This is a genomic window from Pseudomonas sp. NPDC087817, from assembly GCF_044742875.1.
Lineage (GTDB): Bacteria > Pseudomonadota > Gammaproteobacteria > Pseudomonadales > Pseudomonadaceae > Aquipseudomonas.
In genome coordinates this window covers 74,082-93,706 of record NZ_JBIUVJ010000012.1, presented here as the reverse complement: position 1 = coordinate 93,706, position 19,625 = coordinate 74,082, and the positions used below count along the sequence as shown (strand labels likewise).

Annotated in this window: 15 protein-coding genes; 5 read left to right on the top strand and 10 right to left on the bottom strand. The window is 59.4% G+C overall.

Annotated features, from left to right (window positions below; translation table 11 throughout):
• Window positions 1-27: 27 nt before the first annotated feature.
• Together ACIONG_RS12225 and ACIONG_RS12220 are read left to right on the top strand one after the other, a co-directional pair.
• On the top strand, window positions 28-513 hold the full coding sequence (locus tag ACIONG_RS12225; RefSeq protein WP_315445871.1) for a glutathione peroxidase: 486 nt from the start codon (window positions 28-30) through the stop codon (window positions 511-513).
• Window positions 510-971: a MarR family winged helix-turn-helix transcriptional regulator gene (locus tag ACIONG_RS12220; protein ID WP_103304755.1), complete on the top strand. Its 462-nt coding sequence runs from the start codon at window positions 510-512 to the stop codon at window positions 969-971. Before ACIONG_RS12225 ends, ACIONG_RS12220 begins: the two co-directional genes overlap by 4 nt.
• On the opposite strand, the gene ACIONG_RS12215 is transcribed toward ACIONG_RS12220, so the two are convergent.
• Entirely contained in the window at window positions 955-3,276 is a 2,322-nt protein-coding gene (locus tag ACIONG_RS12215; RefSeq protein ID WP_315445873.1) for a response regulator, read from the bottom strand. The genes ACIONG_RS12220 and ACIONG_RS12215 overlap by 17 nt on opposite strands.
• A gap of 166 nt (window positions 3,277-3,442) precedes the next feature.
• Between ACIONG_RS12215 and ACIONG_RS12210 the strand changes: the two genes are divergently transcribed.
• Together ACIONG_RS12210 and ACIONG_RS12205 are read left to right on the top strand one after the other, a co-directional pair.
• On the top strand, window positions 3,443-4,333 hold the full coding sequence (locus ACIONG_RS12210; protein ID WP_103304757.1) for an ATP-binding protein: 891 nt from the start codon (window positions 3,443-3,445) through the stop codon (window positions 4,331-4,333).
• Entirely contained in the window at window positions 4,330-4,812 is a 483-nt protein-coding gene (locus ACIONG_RS12205) for a GAF domain-containing protein (RefSeq protein ID WP_401299616.1), read from the top strand. The genes ACIONG_RS12210 and ACIONG_RS12205 overlap by 4 nt, the downstream gene beginning before the upstream one ends.
• On the opposite strand, the gene ACIONG_RS12200 is transcribed toward ACIONG_RS12205, so the two are convergent.
• From ACIONG_RS12200 to ACIONG_RS12165, 8 genes are all read right to left on the bottom strand, one after another.
• Window positions 4,813-7,758 carry an HD domain-containing phosphohydrolase gene (locus ACIONG_RS12200; protein WP_401299613.1) on the bottom strand — a complete coding sequence of 982 codons (2,946 nt, stop codon included), beginning with the start codon at window positions 7,756-7,758 and terminating at the stop codon, window positions 4,813-4,815.
• Window positions 7,759-7,807: 49 nt separating this feature from the next.
• A complete protein-coding gene (locus tag ACIONG_RS12195) occupies window positions 7,808-11,452 on the bottom strand; it encodes a transporter substrate-binding domain-containing protein (protein ID WP_401299609.1) in 3,645 nt (1,214 codons plus the stop codon).
• A gap of 8 nt (window positions 11,453-11,460) precedes the next feature.
• Entirely contained in the window at window positions 11,461-12,087 is a 627-nt protein-coding gene (locus tag ACIONG_RS12190; protein WP_103304761.1) for a response regulator transcription factor, read from the bottom strand.
• A gap of 392 nt (window positions 12,088-12,479) precedes the next feature.
• Window positions 12,480-13,808, bottom strand: a complete 1,329-nt coding sequence (locus ACIONG_RS12185) for a deoxyguanosinetriphosphate triphosphohydrolase (RefSeq protein ID WP_103304762.1) — start codon at window positions 13,806-13,808, stop codon at window positions 12,480-12,482.
• 70 nt (window positions 13,809-13,878) lie between these two features.
• Complete coding sequence (locus ACIONG_RS12180) at window positions 13,879-15,042, bottom strand: EAL domain-containing protein (RefSeq protein WP_401299605.1); 1,164 nt, start codon at window positions 15,040-15,042, stop codon at window positions 13,879-13,881.
• Between the two features lie 124 nt (window positions 15,043-15,166).
• A complete protein-coding gene (locus ACIONG_RS12175) occupies window positions 15,167-15,505 on the bottom strand; it encodes a hypothetical protein (protein WP_103304764.1) in 339 nt (112 codons plus the stop codon).
• Complete coding sequence (locus tag ACIONG_RS12170) at window positions 15,502-15,888, bottom strand: phage holin family protein (protein ID WP_103304765.1); 387 nt, start codon at window positions 15,886-15,888, stop codon at window positions 15,502-15,504. The genes ACIONG_RS12175 and ACIONG_RS12170 overlap by 4 nt, the downstream gene beginning before the upstream one ends.
• A gap of 2 nt (window positions 15,889-15,890) precedes the next feature.
• On the bottom strand, window positions 15,891-16,205 hold the full coding sequence (locus ACIONG_RS12165) for a YqjD family protein (RefSeq protein ID WP_103304766.1): 315 nt from the start codon (window positions 16,203-16,205) through the stop codon (window positions 15,891-15,893).
• A gap of 305 nt (window positions 16,206-16,510) precedes the next feature.
• Between ACIONG_RS12165 and ACIONG_RS12160 the strand changes: the two genes are divergently transcribed.
• Entirely contained in the window at window positions 16,511-17,719 is a 1,209-nt protein-coding gene (locus tag ACIONG_RS12160; protein WP_401299600.1) for an ammonium transporter, read from the top strand.
• Here the strand turns inward: ACIONG_RS12160 and ACIONG_RS12155 are convergent.
• Window positions 17,716-19,428 (bottom strand): monovalent cation:proton antiporter-2 (CPA2) family protein, encoded by a 1,713-nt coding sequence (locus ACIONG_RS12155; RefSeq protein WP_103304768.1) that lies wholly within the window; start codon window positions 19,426-19,428, stop codon window positions 17,716-17,718. The genes ACIONG_RS12160 and ACIONG_RS12155 overlap by 4 nt on opposite strands.
• Window positions 19,429-19,625 lie beyond the last annotated feature (197 nt).

The window sequence follows — 19,625 nt, the reverse complement described above, 5'->3', positions numbered from 1 at the left end:
TTTCCCGATAACCCGCGGAGCCGACCCATGAGCGACAACCTTCTGAATATCCCTGTCACCAATATCAAGGGCGAGCAAAAGACCCTCGCCGATTACGCTGGCAAAGCGGTGCTGGTGGTCAACACCGCCAGCAAGTGCGGGTTCACTCCGCAATACAAAGGTCTGGAAGAGTTGTGGCAGACCTACAAGGATCAGGGCCTGGTGGTACTGGGTTTCCCGTGCAACCAGTTCGGCAAACAGGAGCCGGGCAACGAGGGCGCGATCAGCGAGTTCTGTGAGCTGAACTACGGCGTCAGCTTCCCGCTGTTCAAGAAGATCGAAGTCAACGGTGCAGGCGCCCATCCGCTGTTCGTACAACTGAAAAAACGTGCTCCGGGCGTGCTCGGCTCGCAAGGCATCAAGTGGAACTTCACCAAGTTCCTGATCGGCAAGGATGGCCAGTTGGTCAAGCGCTTTGCCCCTGCTACCAAGCCGCAGGATCTGAGCCGCGAGATCGAAGCTCTGCTCAAATGAATAAACTGTCGGTTGATTCGCTGAAGCTCGACAGTCAGTTGTGCTTCAAGTTGTACGCCGCTTCGCGGGCGGTGATTCGTGGCTACAAGCCGATGCTCGATCAGCTCGGCCTGACGTACCCGCAATACCTGGCCATGCTGGTGTTGTGGGAGTGGCAGGACAGTGCGCCGGAGCAGCCGACGGTCAAGGCCTTGGGTGAGCGTCTGGCGCTGGACTCCGGCACGCTGACGCCGTTGCTCAAGCGCCTGGAGCAGTTGCAACTGGTTCAGCGTCAGCGTTCGGCGCGTGATGAGCGTGAAGTGCATCTGAGTCTGACGCCTGCCGGGCTGGCACTTCGCGAACAGGTCGGGCCGCTCAAGGCGCGATTGCTTTGCGACAGCGGGGTGGACCTGGACCAGCTCAATGCCTTGCGCGACGGTCTCGATCAACTGCTCGGGCAGATCAAGGCGCTGTCGTAGGCGCAATCCACTGATCCAGCAAGGCCGCCAATTCTTCACGGCGGAACGGCTTGGCCAGATAGTCGCTCATGCCCGCCGCCCGGCAGCGCTCGCGTTCTTCGGACATGGCGTTGGCGGTCAGGGCAACGATCGGCAGGTTTGGCCAGCGTCCGCTCTGGCGGATTTGCCGGCTCGCTTCGTAGCCGTCCATCACCGGCATATTGCAGTCCATCAGCACCAGATCGAAGGCGTGATACTCCAGTTGATCCAGCGCTTCGGCGCCATGGGCGGCGACGACGACATCACAGCCGAGTTTACCGAGCATGCCTTTGGCCACCAGTTGATTGACCGGGTTGTCCTCGACCAGCAGCACTTTTCCGCGGCGTACCAATGGCGTCGTTTCCAACTGCGTATCGTTGATGGTGGCGACCTCGGGATGCAGGGTCCGTCGCAGATTCTGGTAGAGCGCATTACGCGCCAACGGTCGCGCCTGTTGCTGCAGAGGGGCGAGCGCCGCCGCTTCTTCGCTGGGCAGAAAACTGCCATAGGCAGTCACCAGCAAGATGGGCGCGGTGAGGGTTGGACGCAGCCCGAACAGGCACTCCGGACAATCGGTAATCAGCACATCTGGCGTCAGCCCCAACAGCGAGTCGTCGATCGTGCGTTGTTCGTATTCAAGTCCCCAGACCGGCAGCAGACTGCGGAGCAACTCCGCCAGACCGCTGCTGGCTGCGGTAATGGCGAGAACTTTGCCGTGCAGCTGCGTCGGCGGCAGAGCGCGGGTATGGCAGGGCAGTGGCAGTTCGGCGCAGAACTGGCTGCCGAAGCCGGTCTCGGAGCTGATGGTCAGGCGCCCCTGCATCGCTTCGCAAAGGTTGTAAGTCAGGGCCAGTCCCAGCCCGGTGCCGCCGTACTGGCGGGTGATGCCGGCACCCGCCTGGGTGAACGGCTGGAAGATTTTCACCTGGGCTTCCTGCGCGATGCCGATACCGGTGTCGCAGACCTCGATGCGTACGCCATCCTTGTAGGTCGACAAGCGCACATCCACCCGGCCGAAACGGGTGAATTTCAGAGCGTTGGACAGCAGATTGCTGACGATCTGCCGAACCCGGGTGGGATCGCCCAGCACCAGCGCCGGAAAGTGCGGATCGATCAGGCAGGTCAACTCGACGCTGGGTGCCGCGTTCTGCGACAGCAGGTTGGCGGTGTCTTCGATCAATGAGCCGAGATCGAAGGGAATGTGCTCAAGCTCCAGTTGCCCTGCGTCGAATTTCGACAGGTCGAGAATGTCGTTGAGCAACTCCACCAGCACCTTGCCTGAGTCGTGGGCGATCGACAGTTGTTGCTGCTGTTCGGCATTCAGTGGCCCGTCGAGCGACAGCGCGATCATCCCCAGCAGACCGTTGAGCGGTGTACGGATCTCGTGACTCATGTTGGCGAGAAATGCCGAGCGTGCTTCAGCCATTTCCAGCGCGGTGCTGCGGGCGACTTCGAGTTCCTGATTGGACTGGCTGAGCCGGGCGTTGATCGCCTTGAGTTCGGCGGTTCGCGCCGAAACGATGTTTTCCAGTTGGCCGAGGTAGTCGGTCAGACGGTTTTCGGCATTGCGTCGCTGCTGGATCTCGGTGGCGATGTTCTCGAATTGCTGATTGGCGACTTTGACCAGTACGCCGATTTCATCATTGGCGTGGCCGCTCGGGCATTCCAGCGTGGTCGGTTCGGCGCTGCGCGGATCACGCCCGCTGAGTTCGCGGATCACCCGCACCAGCGGTTTGGTCAACATCACGTAGAACAGCGCCAACAGGATGCCGGTGAGGATCAGGCTGCGGGCGAAACCGTTGAGCAGGGTGACTTCGGCGCGACGCAGAAAGCGGCTGCCGAACGCATAGGTGTCAACCTCAAGGCTCAGGACTCCCAGCGATTCATTGGGCAGATGATCCAGATACAGGCGATCTTCGAATTGGCGCTTGGCGCCGAACAGGAAGTCGCTGATCAGCCGATAGCCGCTTTGCAGCTCGGGACGTTTGACGCTGGCCAGCACGGTATTGTTGTTGTCGGTCAGTTGCGCAGAAATGATGGCCGGGGAACGCAACAGGCCCAACGTGAGTTCTTGAGCCAGTTCGGCATCGATGTTGTAGGCGATGCGTGATGCCGGGTTATGGCTGATTTCCAGCAAAGACAGGATTTCACGGTTGATGGAGGCGTCTTCACTGGCATAATCGATGCCGATTTGCAGCAGGCTGAGCAGCGTGCCCAGAATGAACCCGACCAGCACAGTAAGCCTGGCTTGCTTGTACGACAGCCGGTGGGTGAATTTGATATCCATGGGGTGTTGAACCACTTCCGTTTCCCTTCGCTGCTCAAGCATAGTCGATCATGTATCGATACCGAGGTTCCCGAATCGCCTTGTAACAAGGCGCGGGGCGAGAATTTTGATCTGCGTGTCGTCGCTGGATCGTCATCATTACTGTGAACGTGCCCGAGGAGAAGACGTGGATTCCCGATTGAATGCTTTTCTTGAACGCGCCGAGTCGGTTCTGGCGCGGATCGAACCGCTGTTGCCGGCACCGCGCCCGGTGATCGACTGGGGCACTTGTCTGGCCGCGCGTTGGCAGCGTGACGGCCGCAGCGGGTACCTGCTGCCACTGGAAGTCAGCCTCGACATGCGCCTGTCCGACCTGATCGGCGTTGATCGGCAACTGGAGCAACTGGGCCGCAATACCCAGCAGTTTCTCGATGGCATGCCGGCGAACCACGCGTTGCTCTGGGGTTCGCGCGGTACCGGCAAATCCTCGCTGGTACGCGCATTGCTCGCGGAACATGCCGGCGCAGGCCTGCGGCTGATCGAGATCGAGCGCGATCACCTGGCCGACTTGCCGCGAGTGGTCGAGCAGATCGCCAAACTGCCGCAACGTTTTGTGTTGTTCTGCGATGACCTGTCGTTCGAATCCGGGGAAGGCGATTACCGTGTGCTCAAAAGCGTGCTCGACGGCTCGCTGGAGCAGGCACCGGACAACGTTTTGCTGTACGCCACTTCCAACCGTCGCCATCTGGTGCCGGAGAAGGAAAGCGACAACGAGAACTGGAAGCGCGTCGATGGCGAACTGCATCCCAGCGAAGCGGTGGAAGACAAGATCGCGCTGTCGGACCGCTTTGGTCTGTGGTTGTCGTTTTACCCGTTTACTCAAGAGCACTTCCTGAATGTCGTCGAGCACTGGATCGGCCAGTTGGCCGCCAAGGCCGGCCTGAGTTGGCAGCGTGACGAAGCACTGGATATCCTCGCCGTACGTTGGGCCACCGGCCGCGGTAATCGCAACGGACGTTGCGCGTACCAATTCGCCCGTTACTGGGTGGGACTGAAATTGTTGGAGCACAAGGCATGATTGATTTGCAACAAAGCGGCCAGGGCCTCGAAGGCTATGGCATGTTGGCCGCACAACTGGAATCGCTGTTGGCGGACGAGCGCGATTTCATCGCCAACGCCGCGCAGTTTTCGGCATTCCTGTTTAACCAGCTCGATGATCTGAACTGGGCCGGTTTTTACCTCAATCGCAACGAAGAACTGGTGCTCGGCCCGTTCCAGGGCCAGATCGCTTGTGTGCGCATTCCGTTCGGTCGCGGTGTCTGTGGCGCTGCCGCGGCCAGCCTGCAGACGCAGCGGGTTGAAGACGTGCATGCGTTTCCCGGTCATATCGCCTGCGACAGTGCCTCGAACAGTGAACTGGTGGTGCCGTTGGTCAAAGAGGGGCGTCTGATCGGCGTGCTCGATCTCGATAGCCCGAAGATCGCCCGTTTCGGCGCGGATGATCAGGCCGGTATCGAGCAACTGGCGGCGATTTTCCTGCGTCTGACCGATTGCTGATCACGCGGCAAGGCCAGCCTTGTGCAGCAGGCTGGCCGGGTCCACGGCATCGATCTGCCGGGGATCGAGAAAACGCACGGCGTACTGCATGTACACGCCATCGCTGATGAACAGTCCGAACAGCTGCGCGTCGATGTGCGCCTCGCGGCACATGGTCGCCATGATCCCCAACGCTTCGCTCAATGTCTTGGCTTTTTTGTACGGGCGATCGGCCGCGGTCAGTGCCTCGAAAATATCGGCAATCGCCATCATCCGCGCCGGCAGGCTCATTTCTTCGCGCTTGAGGCGTTTCGGGTAACCGGTGCCGTCCATTTTTTCATGATGACCACCGGCGATCTCGGCAATGCTGTCGAGGTGGCCGGGGAAGGGCAGGTGGCTGAGCATCATGATCGTCTGCACCATATGGTGATTGATGATGTAGCGCTCTTCGCGGGTCAGCGTGCCGCGGGTGATGCTCAGGTTGTACAACTCACCGCGATTATATTTGTAACGCGGCACGTCCAGCTTGAACCCCCACGGATTGTCTTCCGGGATCAACTCGTTTCTGTCACGTTCGAGCAGATGTTCGGGCTTGTCTGCGAGCAGCTTTTCGCTGACTGGCAAGGTCGGCGCGGGTGTTAGCGCCTGACGCCGGTTTTCTTCCCACGACACGCCCAGGCGGTCATCCAGGGTGCGCATCCAGGTGCGCTGGGACAGATCATTCAGTCGTTGCAGATCGGCCTCGGCCATCGCTTCACTGCCCAGGTTGCAACGGGCAACAAAGGCAAAGTCCTCGTCCAGTGCCGTCAGGGTCGCATCGCGCAATGCGGCAATTGACAGTTCGTCTCCACCCAGAGCCAGTGCCTGCCAGTAACTGATCCAGGCATCGCGCTTGAGCACTTCGAAACGCGTGCGGATCTCGTGGATGCGGTCGTTGATGGTTTCCAGTTTGGTCGCCTTGTCGACCACATACTCCGGCGTCGTGACCTTGCCGCAATCATGCAACCACGCGGCAATGTGGAGGGCCTCCCACTCGTCTTCGGTGGGCTGATAGGCACTGAAGGCGGGCGCCTGACTCGCCGCAGCTGCCTGGGCGAGCATCAGGGTCAGTTCCGGCACGCGCTGGCAATGCCCGCCGGTATACGGGCTCTTGGCGTCGATGGCGCCGGCGAGCAACTGAATGAAAGCATCGAGCAGTTGCTTCTGCCGGGCTTGCAGGCGCTGGCTCTCGATGCTGACTGCGGCGGCGCCGGACACTGCTTGCAGGAAAGCGATGCGGTCGGGTCGCAGTTTTTCCAGATCGGCCGCGGTGCCGCTGTCGTTGACCAGCAGGATCAGCAGGCCGATGGTTTGGTCATGGCGGTTGTGCAGGCGAATGCCGATCAGATGTACGCGGGGCGAGGCCATCGCGAACAAGACTTTCTGCAGGTCACCGGCCTGATCAACGCCAAAGTTGCTGACTACATTGTTGCTGCCGACCAACTGCTCGAACCACACCGGGCCTTTGCTGTTTTGCAGATCGTGACCCTGGATCTCGAACGCCTCCGGTGCATGCGGTATGCCATCGATCACCAGACCGTAAGGTTCCATGCGCGTACCGTCGTTTTCTCGCAGATAAATCAGTCCGGCCTGTGCCTGGGCAATCTGCACCGTTTCGAACAGCACCCGTTGCAGCAGCGGGGCGAATCGGGTTTCGGCGCCGAGGGTGTCAGTGATGCGGAAGAAACTCGCCAGCGTGTCTTTCATGCGCGCCATCGACACGCTCAATTGGTCGACTTCCAGCACCGGCGAGCGTCGGGTCAGCGGGAAATTGAAGTCGAAACTGCGGATTGCGTCGGCTTCCTTGACCAATGCGTGCAACGGCTTGACCAGAATCCGCGAGATCACCCAGCCCAATGGCAGGCACAGCAGTAAGGTGGCCAAGGTGATCAGCGCGCCCTGCCAGCGCATGCGATAGGCGTCGACCAGCAGTTCGTCCTCCGGCACCAGCAACGCCAATTGCAGGCCTTTCGGACCGCCTTCGGCAATGCTGCTGCGGGCCACAATCCACTGGCGGCCAGCCGCTTCAAGGCGATTGCCCGTGCGTGCACCGGACAGCAGCGCGTGCAGACTCGGGCTCAAGTCGGCCGCTTTGGCCAGATGCGCGGTGCTGTCATCGACGATCAGACGGCGACTGTCGGGGTAGGCCACGGCATTGCCGTCGGCATCGAACAGGGCGATTTCGGTGGACGGCGTCACCACATGTTTGCTCAAGGTGGCAGACAGGGTGGCCAGTGTCAGGTCGGCGCCGATCACCGCATTCTCGCCACTGCGCCGGGCCAGGGTCGTACCGACATTGTGGGTGGAGAAAAACACGTAGGGTTCGGTGGTGATCTGTTCGCTGTGCTGACGGGCATTGACGAACCAGGCGCGGCTGCGCGGATCGTAGGGTTCCTCGGGATTGTCCTGGCGGCTGATCAGCGTCAGTGCCTGATCGAAGAACAGCGATTGCGAGCGCAGGTTGCCTTGCGGGCCATGCTCGATGCTCCAGACCTGATACGCCGCTGCGTCCGGAGCTTTGAGCAGCGTCTTCAGGGCGGTGCTGCGCAATGGGCGGACCATGAAGAAATCGCCATTGGCATACCCCAGGTACAACGAGGCGAGGTTCGGGTTGTCCGTGAGCGACTGGCTGAACGGCCTGAGCAACGGCAAGCGTTGTTCGAGGCGCGCAGCCTGGGTCGCGGGGTTGTCTGCCAGCAGGCTGAGCAAGTGCCGGATCGGTTGATAGGTCGCGGACATGTCCAGGCGCACGTCCTGTTCGATCCTGTCGAACAGCTTCTCGCTGCTCGACAGGATGATCTGCGTTGTCTGGCGGTAATTGAACAGTCCCAGCACCACGCCCGTGAGCAGCAGGAGAAAGGTGAACATGACACTGATGTGCACGTGCAGCGGGAACCGGCGTTGTTCCGGGCGCAGTGGGCTGGGCATTTCCGGTTCTCCATGATGGTTTAACTCACTGCTCAGCGCCAAAGCATAGTTAAGGCAAGCTCATTGCGCCTTGATCAGACGATGCCAATTGTTGCTGCAAGGCTTGCTCCAGTTCGACCATCGCCCGGTTGCTCGCCTCGCAACGGCGATTGATCTCATCGGTGTCCATTGCCTGTGCACAGGCTTGTTCAAGGGCCTCGCAACATTCGATCACGCGCACTGCCTGGGCGATGCGCGCCGCCCCCTTGATCTTGTGGGCGACCACCGCCAACGCGCCGCGATCCTGCTGTGGTGACAGTCCGAGCAGTTCCTGGCGATCGAGACGGCTGCTTTTGAGCAGTTCAACCAACAGTCGTTTGGCCTGCGCAGGACTGCCGCCGGTCAACATGTTCAGGCTTTGCAGGTTGAAAACGGGGGGGCGAGACGCCGGGGTGATGCCATCGACCCACTGGCTAAGCAGACTCAGGCTCAAGGGTTTGAACAGGCAATCGTTCATGCCGGCCTGTTTGCAACGCTGGATTTCCTCGGGTTGGGCGTTGGCCGTGAAGCCCAGCACGATGCAGGGTGGGCAGCGGTTCTGCAGCTCCTGCTGGCGAATGGCGCGAGTCAGTTCATAGCCATTCATCAACGGCATGTTGCAGTCGACAATCACCAGATCGAAGCCACCTTCCTGCCACAGTTTCAGCCCGCTACAGCCGTTTTCGGCGATGCTGAAGTGATGGCCGAGGAACTCCAGTTGTTGGCACATCAACAACCGGTTGGCCGGATGGTCGTCCACCACCAGCACGCGCAGGGGCGTCTGGGATGTCTTTATCGAGGGCTCGTCCTTGGCTGTGCTGACTTGTGCAGGCAAGGTTTCCAGCGGCAGCGAAACACAGACTTGCGTGCCTATGCCGGGTTGGCTGCTCAACTGCAACTGACCTCCCATCATTTCGCACAGGTTGCGACTGATGACCAGCCCCAGCCCTGCGCCGCTGCGGGCCTGCTGATGGCTGTTTTCCGCTTGGGCGAAGGGTTCGAACAAGCGCTGCTGATCCTCTGCGGCAATCCCGATACCGCTGTCCTGAACGCTCAGTTGCATCAGCGCGCGCTCAGTCATGTCGGTGGTCATGAGATCCACGGTAATCCTGATGTGGCCTTGTTCGGTGAATTTGATGGCATTGCTCACCAGGTTCGACAGCACTTGCTTGAAGCGCAACGGATCAAGATGAACATCGACCGCCATATCCGGCGGATTGAAGATGACTTGCAGGGCGAGATTCTTCTGCCGGGCGAGGCCGTCGAAGATCCTCGCGACGGACGTCACCGTGTCGACCAGATTGACTCGCTCCGGGCACAGGCTCAGGCGACCGGACTCGATCCGTGCGATGTCGAGAATATCGCCGATCAGCCCGAGCAGATCCTTGGCCGAATGGTAGGCGGTGTCGATCGAGGAGCGATCCGGATGCTGTTGATCCATGCGTCTCAGAGTCAGTTCGAGCATGCCGATCACGGCATTCATCGGAGTGCGGATTTCGTGGCTCATGGTGGCCAGGAACGTGCTTTTCGCGCGATTGGCCTCGTCGGCCTGCTCCTTGGCGGTGCGTAACTCTTCGAACAGCTGACGGCGTTCGCTGATGTCGATCCAGCCACCGATGATGCCTTGCACATCGCCGCTGGAATCGCGATAGGGAAGTATCCAGTGATAGATCGTCAGGCGCCGGTTGCCGATGTGCAGCGGTCGGTCGAGCAGCAGCGGCGTGCCTTCGGCAACCACTCGCTGATAATCGGCGTGGAAGGCGTGAGCTTCGAAGGCGTTGCTCAAGGTGCCTTGAATGACGCTTTTGCCGATAACGTCCTCACGCTTGGCATTGAACGCTTCGAGGTAGCTGTCGTTGCAGCTTTGCAGCAGACCCTGGCGGTCGCGGACGTAAATCGGATGCGGCGTTCCATTGACCAGCGAGCGCATGAATTCGAACTGGTCGTTCAAGGCCCGTTCGGCGGCCTTGCGTTGCTTGATCTGGTGTCGCATGTAGGCATTCCAGGCCAGCAAGAGCAGCAGGAGCAGGCAGGCGCCGATAATCACTTGATAGAACTGGCGCTGGTAATTGCGCCAGATGTTTTGCGAAGCGGTGGAGTAACCGCGCCAGCGGCCATTGATCACGCCCAGTTCTTCCGGGGAAATGCTCAGTAACGCTTTGTTGATGATCGAACCCAGGTCGGTGTTGTCCCGTGCGGTGACCAGAGAAAACGCAGCCTGACCGGTGCCAATGGTGGTAGTGATCTGGAGCGCTCGCTCGAAGATCCGCGAAGAAATGAAGTAGTTGGCGATCACCAGTGAATTCACCGCGCCGTCGACATGACCTTCGGCAAGGAGCGAGACAGCGCTGAAGGTGTCTGCTGTTTCGATCAACTGGATCCGTGGAAACTCGCGTCGCAGGTATTCGACCATCGGGTTGCCTTGGGCGATTGCCAGTTGTTTGCCTTTGAGCTGACCCAGGTTTGTCGGGCTGTCGGCGCTCTTGCGCGTCAGCAGGACATAAGAGTTTTCCAGATAGGGTCGACTGAAATCGAGGGTTTTCTCCCGCTCGGCAGTGGGTAGCAAAGCAGCGATGAGATCGGCCTGATGGCTGTCAATCTGTCTGATCATTTCGGCGTCGTTTCGACTGCGATGGATCTCGAAACGCAGGCCGGTGCGCAGGCGGATCAGTTCAAGCAGATCGGCGCTGATCCCGCGAAAATTGCCGCCACTGTCGAAGAACGTCAGCGGCGCATAAGCCTCGTTCACGACCACTTTCACCACGGGGTGCTGTTTGAGCCAGGTTTCTTCACGTTCGGTCAGTTGCAGCTTTTGATCGGTCAGCAGCAGGTCGCTGCCAGCGCTCCAGCGTTTGGCAATGTTCTCGCGTTCGCTGCGTGGCACGGCGTTGAGCACGGTGTTGACGATGTCGAGCAACTGCGGGTTGTTGCGACGTATGGCGAAACTGAATCCGTGAGCGTCCTGCTTGCCGAAATTGGCCATGCGCACGTTGTTCAGGTAGCCCTTGTTGATCATGTAGTGGGTGGAAATGGTGTCGCCGAGAAACACATCGGCCTGATCGAACGCGACGGCGTTGATTGCATTCTGGTAGGAGGGGTAGCAAGTAATGAGCGCTTTGGGATACAGCGCCTTGACCTCGTGCAAGGGCAGGTAGTGATACACCATGCTCAAGCGCAATCCAGCGAGCCCATTCGTCAGGGAGCGGGTATCGTCTTCGCGGGTGACGAGCACGGGCTGATCATTGGCGTAGGGTGCGGAAAGCGCGAGGTTGGCGTTATTCGCTTCATAGCCGTTCGCCGTACCGAGAAGGTCAACCTGACCGTCGACCAGTGCGCGAATCGCGGCATCGCGCGAGGGAAAGCGTTTGACCCGGATCGGCAAACCGGTGCTTTGACTGAGCAGGCCGACATAGTCGGCGGTCAGGCCCTCATAATCGTGTCCGCTGACGGTCATGTCGAAGGGGGGATAGTCCGGCGCGGAAGTGCCCAATATCAGCTCACTACGGGTTTGCAGCCACTGTCGTTGAGACTGTTCGAACGCGACGGGCACTGACTCGCTCGCCGATCGGCTGAGCAAGGCATAGCCCGGTGAAGCAACCGGCATGGCGAACACATTGGCGCTCAGGCACAGGCCGGCGATCAATGTCATTAAATAGTCCTTTAAACGACTGGGCATGCGGGGTCTCACACGAGTGCGTTGCGTTTGGCCATCTCGATAAGTTCTACAAGGGATTTGGCTTTGAGTTTTTGCATCAGGCGTTTTTTATAGGTGCTGACGGTTTTATTGCTGAGAAACATGCCCTTGGCGATTTCCTTGTTGGTGCGACCCTGGGCAAACAATTGCAAAACCATCAATTCGCGATCATTGACGGACTTGAAGAGTTCCAGCTCCGTATAACGAATGTCGTCACTGCGAACCGGATTCAATGCCTGACTTGGGAAATAGTTGTAACCGGAAAGTACCGCTTTTATCGCACTGACCAACTCGCTCAAGTCTTCCTGCTTGCAGACATAACCGGAAGCGCCGGATTGCATGCAGCGAATACCGAACAAGGTCGGGCATTGGGCCGTCAGCACCAGGGTTTTCAATGGCGAACTCATTGCGTTGAAGCGGGCCAACACTTCCAGGCCGTCGAGTTTGGGGATGCTGATATCGAGAATGATCAGGTCTGGCATGCACTCGCGCACCATCTGCATGGCATCGACCCCATTATCGGTTTCACCGACGACCTTATAACCTTCATGTTCGAGCAGCATGCGAACGGCGAGACGGATGACCGGGTGATCGTCGACAATAAAAACGGAGTTCATAATCAAATCCCATACAAGCACGAATAAAGCGCGCACCTTAGCTCAGATGAATGAGCACTCGCATGAACTGACATCGCTTCAGTCGTGCTATCGGATTAATCCTACAATTAATGAGGAAAGGGACTACGGTCAAACTAGGTTCGACGTAAGGAAGTGCGGGATTTGCAGCGGTTTATAGTTCGCTTTGAATGTTTTGCAAATGCTGGCTATGACAGACTTTTTCGTAGGTGTTTAAAGCTTGTGGCTGCTGGAAAGTTTGTTGTTTGTATCATGTAGTTACATTGCGTCATCAAATCGCTGAAAACGCGAGCGGCGACTCTAATATCGGACGTTGCAAGTGATTGTAATGTAGTCAACTGGCCGATCTTGCCGGCCAGTTGAATATTGTTTGATCAGTGACTGGAGCGACCGGTCATTTCCAGCGCCATGTCGCTGGCGTAACTGTCGGTCATGCCGGCAATGAAATCGATCATGCGCAAAAAGGACGTGTGCAATGAACCCTGTGGATCCGGTGCGTTGTTGCCAAGCAAATCGAGGATACGACGGCTCTTGAACGATGGGGTGCGCCCGTTGTGTTGTTCCAGCGCTGCACCGCAGAACGAATTGAGCAGAATCTCCAGCGTCGTGTAAGCGCCGATTTCGTGCAGGGTTTTGCGTTTGTCCTGAAAGATTTTCTTGCGGGCAATGTCCTTGGCGTTCAGCACGCAGCGTTTGGCCGGGCCATGCATATGCTCGACCAGATCCCCCTGCAAGGTGCCAGCGAGCAGTGCGTCCTGTTGCTCGACGAAGGCTCGCGCCGCCGCATTGGTCAGATGCTCAATGGCCTTGCCGCGCAGGATCGCCAGTTTGCGCCGCCGCGAATCCTGCGGACCCAGTTGACGATAGGTTTCCGGCAAGTCATCGCCGACCAGCCCGAGTAGCAGCGATTCGACTTCGGCGTACTCCAGCAACTCCATCTCGAGACCATCTTCGAGGTCGATCAGCGCATAGCAGATATCGTCGGCAGCCTCCATCAGGTACACCAACGGGTGGCGCGCCCAGCGCTGGTCTTCCAGTTGTGGCAGACCCAGTTTGTGAGCGATCTGCTCAAGCAATGGCAGTTCGCTCTGATAGCAGCCAAACTTGTGTTTCTTGTAGCCGAGAGAGTCGGCGTGACGGGCGGTCCACGGGTATTTCAGATAAGTGCCGAGGGTGGCGTAGGTCAGGCGGGTACCGCCGTCGAACTGATGGTACTCAAGCTGAGTGAGCACCCGAAAACCCTGGGCATTGCCTTCGAAATTGAGGAAGTCACCGCGCTCGGCTTCGCTCATGCCGTCCAGCCAGCCGCGCCCGGCGGCCTGTTGAAACCAGTGGCGAATGGCGTCTTCACCGGAATGGCCGAATGGTGGATTGCCGATGTCGTGAGCCAGACATGCCGATTGCACGACCATGCCCAGATCGCTGGGGTCGCACCATTCCGGCAGGGCGCCGCGCAGGGTTTCACCAACGCGCATGCCCAGTGAACGGCCGACACAACTGACTTCCAGCGAATGGGTCAGACGCGTGTGGATGTGATCGTTGCTGGTCACCGGGTGGACTTGCGTCTTGCGTCCCAGGCGACGGAAAGCGCCGGAGAAGATGATGCGGTCGTGATCTTTGTGAAAAGGGCTGCGGCCGAGTTCTTGCGGGCTGTGCAGCGGCTTTCCGAGGCGTTCGCGGTTGAGCAGGGTATGCCAATCCAAGGCTGATTCTCTCCGTCTGATGGCTGAATTGCCCTAGCTTCCGGGTTCGGCCTTGCACCTGCAAGCGGAACTACAATCCCGCTGCATCAATGTCGATCAGCAGCAGGCGTTCGCCATTGTCGAAGAACTGCCCGGCCGTCAGGCAATACTGGTTGCTGGTGGCATCGCGGTAGGTGTTTGAGAGGGTCAGGCGACGCTCTTCCCAGCCTTCGGCGAGCAAATGGTAGAAGTACGGCCGCCATGACCAGTTGTGCCCCAGATAGCGGTCATCGGCGATCCAGCCGTTATGGCGCCATTCCAGGTTAGGCGTCAGTTGCGTACCGTGGCGGTCGCACTGATAAAACCGCAGCAGCCATGGGAAGGCCTCCAGTTGTGGCAATGCGCTGAGCGGCGCATGGGCCTGGGCCCAACTTTGCAGGATCGTCATCAACTCGCCGAGTTGCTGGCGCATTTGCATCAAACGCCCGCGTTCTGCCAGTTTCTGCCGGACATAGCGTTGGCGCAGTTCAGCGAAGCGGTGCACGAACGCTTCAGTGGGGTAAAACGCCTCTTGTGCCCGGGCGAACAGAAAACCCTGCACATAACGCGACCCGCACTCCAGCGCGAAATTCAGTTGGGCCTCGGTCTCGACCCCTTCGGCAATGATCCAGCAGCCGGTCTTCTCGGCCATCTGCGCCAGGGCCTTGACCACGTCGCTGCTCGGTCCGCCGAGGGCTGCGGCCTGAAACAGGCGCATGTCGAGTTTGAGGATGTCCGGTTGCAGCGCCAGCACGCGATCGAGTTGCGAATAACCGGCACCAAAATCATCAATGGCGATTCGCGCACCAGCCTCGCGATACCGCGCCACCACTTCGGCCAGGCGTTGGCTGTTGCCGCCCAGTTCAGTGATTTCAAACACGATGCGTTGTGGATCGACGCCGTGCCGCGCCATCTGCTTGAGGCTGGGCAGTGCTTGGTCGGAACGCAGGCGGCTGATCCAGCGCGGCGACATGTTCAAACTGAGAAACCAGTCCGCCGGGGCTTCGTGCAAACGGCTGAGGGCGTTGTCACGAATCTGCCGGTCGAGGCGACGCAAAGCGATGGCCGGCGTGCGCGGGTCGGCAAACAGCGGCCCGACTGACGTCAGTTGCCCATCGGCCTGGCGCAGGCGGCCCAACGCTTCGACGCCAGCAATGCGTCCGGTGGCGGTATCTATGAAAGGTTGAAAGCAGGCGAGCGGTTGCCCGTCGATCACGGGGCCTCCTTAGTCGTTCTTGTTCTGACTGAACCCCGTCGACCGGGTAGGCGCACGGGATTGAACCTCTGGATAAAGAGGTTCATCCCGCCGTCATTGCAAGAATGTAGCCAGATGCGTCAGGTCAGCGCTTGCCCGAACTCTGCATGACCAATCTGATCAGCGGCCCGAGGCTGGTGCCGAGACGAACCAACCGCGTCAGTCCACCGACACCGCCACTTTTCGCGCCCTTGCCGGTGATAAAACCCAGCAGCGTGACAGCGGCCACTCCCCACAGCGGGGCGTGTTTGATGCCGAAACCACCTTGCAGGTTTTGCGTCATGCCGCGCATGCGCTGCAGGGGTTGCAGCACTTGCCCGGCTTCATGACGAATTTCCTGCCGATGCATTTCCATGCGCAGACGAATCAGCGCCTTGCGCATTTCCCGGCGCGAGCTGTTGTGTGGAAGTTCAGGCAGGCTCATGGCAGCAGGCGCTCCCGATCATTGGCCAATTCTTCCAGAGTGCCATGGAAGGGCGAGGATTCATCGAAAACCGCAGCCTTCAAACGCAAGCCGCAGAAGGCCGCCGCCAGGGTATAGAACACGCACAGGCCAATGATCGCGGGCAGGCGATAGGTGTCCCAGAACACGATCAGTACCAAGGTCGACAAACCGACCAGCAACAGCAGGGCAAACACCAGCGCCAGACCCGCAAACAGCAACAGGCTGACGGTGCGTGCTTTCTGCTCCTGCAACTCGATGCCGAACAACTCGACATGGCTGTGCAACAAGCCAAGAACGGCGGCGCCCAGACGCCGCGTGGAGGATGCGGTGCCCGCAGTCGGGCCGGATTCACCGATCGACATGATCAGCGCCGAGTAGCCAGCAGGCCAATCAGGAAGCCGACACCGGCCGCGATGCCGACGGACTGCCAAGGGTTGGCCGATACGTAATCTTCGGTGGCGGTGACCGCAGCCTGACCGCGTTCGCGTACGGTTTCTTCGGTCAGCTTCAGGGTTTCCCGTGCCCGCAACAGGCTTTCGTGGATCTGCTCACGCAGCTCATCCGCCTGATCACCGGCCAGAGTGGCGGTGTGTTCGAGCAACCGTTCGGTGTCGGCAACCAGTGTCTGGAAATCGTTCATCAGAATGTCTTGAGCAGTCTTTGCCTTGATGCTGGCCATGTTTGGATCTCCGTAAGTGGCGTCTGAAGCGTTCGAGTATGAGCCTTGCGCGAAGGTTCAGTACAAATGACTGGTACAGCTTTTGCTATGTCGTGGTGCGTTGCCCGATAGTCGTGCGCTGTTGCCGGGCGTGCAAGCCGCAAAACCTTAACTCAAATAATCCCGGTTCGTGTCAGGACATCGACCTTGTGCGCCAAAGCGGTTCATCGGACCTGCGGATCCGTGACTGCGTGGTCGCAACTTGGTGCATGAAATGCCCGCATGAACTGCTTTGGTGCTTTTTTACCTTTCAGGTCTGCCTCTTTATGGAAAATCTGCAAAGCGCTGTGGAGACTCTGGTTCACAGCTCCAATACGTTGTTCATCTTGATCGGCGCGGTGATGGTGCTGGCGATGCACGCCGGCTTCGCCTTCCTCGAAGTCGGCACGGTTCGGCAGAAAAATCAGGTCAACGCGTTGTCGAAAATCCTCAGCGATTTTGCCGTCTCGACCCTGGCCTATTTCTTTATAGGCTACTGGATCTCCTACGGCGTGACCTTCATGCAGCCGGCTGCCGTCCTGAGCGCCGATCATGGCTATGGGCTGGTGAAGTTTTTCTTCCTGCTGACTTTTGCCGCAGCCATCCCGGCGATCATTTCCGGCGGCATTGCCGAACGTGCGCGCTTCGTTCCGCAGTTGTGCGCGACGGCATTGATCGTGGCATTCATCTATCCGTTTTTCGAAGGGATAATCTGGAACGGCAACTTCGGCCTGCAAGCCTGGCTGACGGCGCAGTTCGGGGCGGCGTTCCATGACTTCGCCGGTTCCGTAGTGGTACACGCCATGGGCGGCTGGCTGGCGCTGGCGGCGGTATTGTTGCTCGGCCCGCGCAATGGGCGTTATCGCGATGGCCGGTTGGTGGCCTTCGCGCCGTCGAGTATTCCTTTTCTGGCGCTGGGTTCGTGGATTCTGATTGTCGGCTGGTTTGGCTTCAACGTGATGAGTGCGCAGACCTTGCAAGGTGTCAGCGGCCTGGTAGCGGTCAATTCGTTGATGGCGATGGTTGGCGGCACGGTGGCGGCGTTGATCGTCGGGCGCAACGACCCGGGGTTTCTGCATAACGGCCCCTTGGCCGGTCTGGTGGCGATCTGCGCCGGTTCCGATCTGATGCATCCTGTCGGCGCTCTGGTGACCGGGGGCATTGCCGGTGCGCTGTTTGTCTGGTGCTTCACCGCGGCGCAGGTCAAATGGCGCATCGATGATGTATTGGGTGTGTGGCCGTTGCACGGCTTGTGCGGTGTGTGGGGCGGGATCGCCTGCGGTATTTTCGGCAAGACCGCACTTGGCGGCCTCGGCGGCGTCAGCCTGATCAGCCAGCTGATCGGCACCGCGCTCGGCGTCGCGGTAGCGCTGATCGGTGGCTTTGTGGTTTACGGTGTGATCAAGGCGCTGCATGGGCTGCGCCTGAGTCAGGAACAAGAGTATTACGGCGCTGACCTGTCGCTGCACAAGATCGGTGCCGTGAGTCAGGATTAGGTTTCCTCATCGTCGGCCCCCGGATAAAAACCGTGCAGCAGACGATAGCGATCGATGCGCACCTGATCGACTTTCTCCTGCACTTGATGCGCCGGCAGACCGAGCATGATCAGCGCGTGCGAGGCGAGCATCAGGCTCGACTCCAACAGCTCCGGCACCACTTCGGTGGCGCCGGCGGCTTTCAGTTCGGCCCATTGGCTGTCGTCGCGGGTGCGCACCAGGATCGGCACATGCGCATTGAGGCGGCGGGCTTCCTTGAGGATGCGCAAGGCGATGTCGCTCTGGTCCACGGCAATCACCAGCAAACGTGCGCGCAAGAGGCCGACGGCGGTGAGCAGATCGGCGCGTGAAGAATCGCCGTAATGCACGTCACTTTCCCCGGCGGCCGCTTCCTGTACTCGCACCGGGTCGTTGTCCAGGGCGATATAAGGCTGCTTCGCGTTACGCATGAAGCGCCCGATGGATTGGCCGACGCGCCCGTATCCGCAAATCACCACATGCTTGTCGAGGTCGGCATTCAGCGCGCTGATCTCCTCGATCTGTGCTTCCTGATTGGGCTTGCGGTGCAGGGCCAAAGCAATGCGTGGCGCCGCGCGCAGTAATAGCGGTGTCAGCAGCATCGAGCAGAATGTCGCCGCGAGCAACAGAGCGCCCAACTCGGCAGGCATCAGATTGTTTTGCTGCATCTGCGCCATCAGCGCAAAACAGAATTCGCCACCCTGAGCCAAGGCCAGACCGCTGCGCCATGCCGTTTCACTGTCACTGCCGCGCCACTTCACCAGCAGCGCCACCACGATGCCCTTTATCACCATCAAACCGAGGGTGAGGCCGAGGATCAAGAGGCTGTGACTGACGAACAATTGCAGGTCGATCAGCATGCCGATGCTGACAAAAAACACCCCGAGCAGAATGTCGCGGAAGGGCCGGATATCGGCTTCGATCTGATGCCGGTAATGGCTTTCGCCAAGCAGCATGCCGGCGAGAAATGCGCCCAGTGCAGGGGACAAGCCGAGCAGGTGGGTGAGCCATGCGGTCAGCAGCACAATCACCAGCGCCAATAGCACAAACAGTTCTGCCGAGCGCGAGGCGGCGACTTCATGGAACAGCCGAGGCAACAGCCAGCGACTGGCGAGCAGCAGCCCGACAAACAGCACCACGGTTTTCGCCAGGGTCAGTGGCAGTGCCCAGTACCAGGCCTGATCACTGCTTCCGGCGAACACCGGCACCAGGGTCAGCAGCAGTACCGCAACCACGTCCTGGAACAGCAAAACGCCGACGGCATTCTGGCCGTGGCTGCTGAACACCTCACCGAGGCTGCCCAGCTCCTTGGTGACGATCGCCGTGGACGACAACGACAGTCCGGCACCGAGCAAAAGAGCGGGCGTCATCGGCATCCCCAGCAGCATCAACAGCAGACCCAACAGCACCGCTGTGATCATCACCTGCTGACTGCCCAGGCGAAACACCACCTGGCGCAGCGCAATCATTTTCGACAGGGAAAACTCCAGACCCAGCGAAAACAGCAGGAACACCACGCCCAGTTCAGCCACATCGGGCAGATGTTCGCTTTCGTTGACCCAATCGAATGCACTCGGCCCGACCAGCAATCCCACGCACAGGTAACCCAATACCGGTGGCAGTCGCAGGCGACGGAACAGGGCAATCACCACGAGGGACGAGGCGAGGATGATCAACAGGTTGGCAAACACTAGACACTCCGATGTCAGGCTCTGGCTTCTCAAGCGTAGAGGCAAAAAGTCGGGGAGCATCGCGTAATTGGTATTTGGCCGGACTGATTTGCGTCAGGGTTTTGCGAGTGAGACGCCACAAATGCGCTGCAGCCTTTTGGCGGCGCTGGCTCGACGGGTTTTCTGCAGCGGCCTAGAATAGGCGCACTATTTTTTTG

Bases quoted from the DNA above. Each gene is read 5' to 3' on its own strand.
- ACIONG_RS12225 (WP_315445871.1), top strand. From the start codon at position 28: ATGAGCGACAACCTTCTGAATATCCCTGTCACCAATATCAAGGGCGAG.
- ACIONG_RS12220 (WP_103304755.1), top strand. From the start codon at position 510: ATGAATAAACTGTCGGTTGATTCGCTGAAGCTCGACAGTCAGTTGTGC.
- ACIONG_RS12215 (WP_315445873.1), bottom strand. From the start codon at position 3,276: ATGGATATCAAATTCACCCACCGGCTGTCGTACAAGCAAGCCAGGCTT.
- ACIONG_RS12205 (WP_401299616.1), top strand. From the start codon at position 4,330: ATGATTGATTTGCAACAAAGCGGCCAGGGCCTCGAAGGCTATGGCATG.
- ACIONG_RS12200 (WP_401299613.1), bottom strand. From the start codon at position 7,758: ATGCCCAGCCCACTGCGCCCGGAACAACGCCGGTTCCCGCTGCACGTG.
- ACIONG_RS12195 (WP_401299609.1), bottom strand. From the start codon at position 11,452: ATGCCCAGTCGTTTAAAGGACTATTTAATGACATTGATCGCCGGCCTG.
- ACIONG_RS12190 (WP_103304761.1), bottom strand. From the start codon at position 12,087: ATGAACTCCGTTTTTATTGTCGACGATCACCCGGTCATCCGTCTCGCC.
- ACIONG_RS12175 (WP_103304764.1), bottom strand. From the start codon at position 15,505: ATGAGCCTGCCTGAACTTCCACACAACAGCTCGCGCCGGGAAATGCGC.
- ACIONG_RS12170 (WP_103304765.1), bottom strand. From the start codon at position 15,888: ATGTCGATCGGTGAATCCGGCCCGACTGCGGGCACCGCATCCTCCACG.
- ACIONG_RS12165 (WP_103304766.1), bottom strand. From the start codon at position 16,205: ATGGCCAGCATCAAGGCAAAGACTGCTCAAGACATTCTGATGAACGAT.
- ACIONG_RS12160 (WP_401299600.1), top strand. From the start codon at position 16,511: ATGGAAAATCTGCAAAGCGCTGTGGAGACTCTGGTTCACAGCTCCAAT.